4 protein-coding genes are annotated in these 2,856 nt (G+C 69.3%); 3 read left to right on the forward strand and 1 reads right to left on the reverse strand.

Features of this window, described 5'->3' with window-relative positions; genetic code table 11:
* The 3 genes from FHD68_RS19235 to FHD68_RS18215 all read left to right on the forward strand — a co-directional run.
* Positions 1-431 (forward strand): hypothetical protein (locus tag FHD68_RS19235; protein WP_167550440.1); only part of this gene is annotated, 431 nt, incomplete at its 5' end.
* A gap of 21 nt (positions 432-452) precedes the next feature.
* Positions 453-1,457: a YihY/virulence factor BrkB family protein gene (locus FHD68_RS18210; RefSeq protein WP_127898179.1), complete on the forward strand. Its 1,005-nt coding sequence runs from the start codon at positions 453-455 to the stop codon at positions 1,455-1,457.
* A complete protein-coding gene (locus tag FHD68_RS18215; protein ID WP_045981174.1) occupies positions 1,454-1,792 on the forward strand; it encodes an SMR family transporter in 339 nt (112 codons plus the stop codon). The genes FHD68_RS18210 and FHD68_RS18215 overlap by 4 nt, the downstream gene beginning before the upstream one ends.
* On the opposite strand, the gene FHD68_RS18220 is transcribed toward FHD68_RS18215, so the two are convergent.
* On the reverse strand, positions 1,789-2,856 hold a 1,068-nt coding region (locus FHD68_RS18220; protein WP_139086501.1), incomplete at its 5' end, for a peptidoglycan -binding protein. The genes FHD68_RS18215 and FHD68_RS18220 overlap by 4 nt on opposite strands.

Genomic DNA, 2,856 nt, shown 5'->3' on the forward strand with positions numbered 1-2,856 from the left:
CGCGCAAGCTGGCCGGAACGGACGACGCGCCCCGCCCGGCCTATCGCCCGGCAGCCGCCCCCCGGTTCGCCCATCTGGAAGAGGACGAGCGCGAGGCGATGCGCCGCCGCGTCCGTGCCCAGGCCCGCGAGGACAACGCCCATGCCGCCCGTCTGCGCGCCAAGGCGTCGCGCGGCCGCAGCGGCAATTTCGCCAAGGACCTGACGCGCACTGCGACCGACCTGTCGGACGGTCTGAACGGCGTCGCACAGTCGCTGGCAGGGGCGTTCCAGTCGTTCCGCGGCGTTTCCAGCCAGGCGACGACCATCGTGGGCGATTTCGTGGCTGCGGCCGATCAGTTGCGTGCCATCCTGAATGGCGCGCCCGGTCCCAATCCGGGTCCCGTCCAGCAGCGTGCCCCGCGCCCGCAATCCGACGACACCCGGATCTGATCCGCCCATCAGGGACGACGCATGACCCAAGGGACCGGCATTCGCGACGCCCTGTTCGGCCCGCTGGATGACGACACGAAACGGCGTTTCGGCCTGATGGCCGATGACCCCGCCCCGGTGCCCGCCAAGCGGATGCCGGGGCTTCGCGACATGAGGCGCGCCGATCTGCTGGCGGTCGCGAAATCGACGTTTCGCCAGATCGGCGACGATCGCGTCACGTCGGTGTCCGGGGGCGTCACCTTCTTCGGCCTGCTGTCGCTGTTCCCGGCGATCACCGCCTTCGTGTCGCTTTACGGGTTGTGGGCGGACCCCTCGACCATCCAGAGCCATCTGGAACTGATCGAACCGCTGCTTCCCGAAAGCTCGCTTGAGATCATCCGCGCGCAGGTCGTGTCCATTGCCTCAGCCTCGACGGGCGCGCTGTCCCTGGCCGGGGTCGTCGCGCTGCTGGTCGCGTTCTATTCGGCGAATGGCGGGATGAAGGCGCTGCTTTCGGCGCTGAACGTCGCATTCTTTCAGCGCGAGACGCGCGGCATCGTGCGGCTGAACCTGGTGGCGATGTGCTTTACCATCGGCGGGTTGGCGATGATCGCGCTGATGCTGGCGGTGATCGCGGTCGTGCCCATGCTGCTGCGGCTGTTGCCCATCGGCTGGGGGGCCGAGACGATCCTAGCCGTGATCCGCTGGCCGCTGATGCTGGGCCTGCTGATCGCGGCGCTGGCGGCGGTCTATCGCTGGGGGCCTGCGGCGCCCAAGTCGCGCTGGCGCTGGATCTCTCCGGGCGCGGTCTTTGCCGGGCTGGCGCTTGTCGCGACCTCGATGCTGTTTTCCTGGTACGCGGTGAATTTCGGCAATTACAACGAGACCTATGGATCGCTGGGTGCGGTGGTCGCACTGATGACCTGGCTGTGGCTGAACGCGACGATCGTGCTGGTCGGGGCCGAGATCAATTCCGAACTGGAACGCCACCTGAAACATATGGCAGGCTTGCCCGACGACCGTCCCCTGAAGCGCGAGGCCCGATGACCCTGTCCCCTTATATCCCCCTGGGGTTCGCCATCGCGCTGGAGGTTCTGGGCACGACGCTGTTGCAGCGCTCGGAACAGTTCACGCGCTTGGCGCCCACGGTGGGGATGGCCGTCTGCTATCTGGCCAGCTTCTATCTGCTGTCGGTCAGCCTCAAGGTGCTACCCCTGGGCGTGGCCTATGCGATCTGGAGCGCGTTCGGCGTGGCCCTGGTCGCGATGATCGGGCTGGTTGTGTTCGGTCAGCGGCTGGACCTGCCGGCGGTGATCGGGCTGTGCCTGATCGTTGCCGGGGTCGTCGTGATCAACGTGTTCTCCCGTACCGTCGGGCACTAACGCTCGGTCAGCTTCAGTTCGATCCGGCGGTTCAGGGCGCGGGCTTCGGGCGTGTCCTGGGTCGCGATGGGGCGGGTGTCGGCAAAGCCCGTCGGCGCCAGGCGCGCGGCCGGAAAGTCCAGATCGTCGGAAAGATAGCGTACCACGGCCAAGGCGCGGGCCTGGCTCAGTTCCCAGTTGTCGGCATAGCGGCCAGTCCCCGACAGGGGCAGGTTGTCGGTATGCCCGTCGACGCGGATGATCCAGTCGATTTCGGGCGGGATCTCGTCGGCGATGTCGCGCAGCAGGGTGGCAAGCCCGGCGACCTGTTCGCGGCCAGCCTGGGACAGGGTGGCCTCTCCGGGGGCGAACAGCACTTCGGACTGGAACACGAAGCGGTCGCCCACGACCTGCACGCCTTCGCGCCCCGACAGGATCTGCGACAGCCGGCCAAAGAATTCGGACCGATAGCGGGCCAGGTCCTGGGCCTCGGCCTCGGCCGCAAGGCGGGCCTCCTCTTCCAGCGCCAAGCGGGCGCGGGTTTCCTCGGCGGCGCGGACAAGGGCGGCGTTCAGTTGCTGGCCCAGGTCGGACACGCGCAGCTCTGCGTCGGCCTGCTCCTGCCCCGCCGCATCCAGCAGCGCCTGCAACGACCCCAGCTGAGAGCGCAGCTGCGCCACCTGTTCGTTCAGCGCCGCCACCCGGCGCTGGCTGTCCTGCGACAGGTCCTCCTGATCGGCCAGCTCCGCCCGCGCGGTGGCCAGCAGGGCGGCCTGACGCTCTGCCTCGGACAGCTGGGCCTGGGCCTGCGTCTCCGCCGCGTCGCGGGCGGCATTCGCGGCGGCCAGCAGGGTCAGCGTCTCCTCCGCCTCGCGGCGACGCTCCTCCAGGGCCAGGGTCATGGCGGTTAGTTCGGCATCCGCCCCCTCCAGCCGCTCGCGCAGCAGGGCTGCGGCCTCGGCCTCGGCCAGCCGGGTCTGTTCGGCCTCCGTCAGGCTGGCCTGGGTCCGGTCCAGCTGCGCCTGCTGCTGGCCGACCTGAGCGCGCAGGTCCGCGGCCAGCGCCTCCAGCGCGTCGCCGCGGGC

This window comes from Paracoccus marcusii (assembly GCF_006151785.1).
Taxonomy (GTDB): Bacteria; Pseudomonadota; Alphaproteobacteria; order Rhodobacterales; family Rhodobacteraceae; genus Paracoccus; species Paracoccus marcusii.